Source organism: Rhodococcus sp. O3, from assembly GCF_048897285.1.
Taxonomy (GTDB): domain Bacteria; phylum Actinomycetota; class Actinomycetes; order Mycobacteriales; family Mycobacteriaceae; genus Rhodococcus.
Window position 1 is genome coordinate 1 of record NZ_JBMBTE010000329.1, and the last position, 445, is coordinate 445.

The 445-nt window shown below is 66.3% G+C and carries 1 protein-coding gene; it reads left to right on the forward strand.

Annotation, left to right across the window (positions count from 1 at the left end; all coding sequences use genetic code 11):
- Nucleotides 1–423: transposase (locus tag ACN675_RS29275; protein WP_420754137.1), on the forward strand; the 423-nt coding region annotated here is incomplete at its 5' end.
- Nucleotides 424–445 lie beyond the last annotated feature (22 nt).

Genomic DNA, 445 nt, shown 5'->3' on the forward strand with positions numbered 1-445 from the left:
GCCCGATTTCGCCGGCACCCTCTGGCCGAAGTGATCCTGAGCTTGCCGGGTATGGGATTCCGGCTCGGCGCCGAATTCCTTGCCGCAGTAGGTGACCCCGACTTGATCGGGTCGGCCGATCAACTCGCTGCCTGGACCGGGTTGGCGCCGCGGCCCAGGGATTCGGGTAAACGCACCGGGCGTCTGCACACCCCTCAGCGCTACAGCAGGCGCCTGCGCCGGGTGATGTACATGTCGGCGTTGACCGCGGTCCGTTGCGATCCCGCCTCTCGCGTCTACTATCAGCGCAAACGTGCCGAAGGTAAGCGTCCCGTCCAGGCCACGATCTGCCTGGCTCGGCGGCGCGTGGATGTTCTCTACGCGCTGCTCCGCGACCACCGCACCTGGCAACCGACCGTGCCGGTTACCGCGGTGGCGGCTTGACAGGATCATTGAGAGTCCTTTC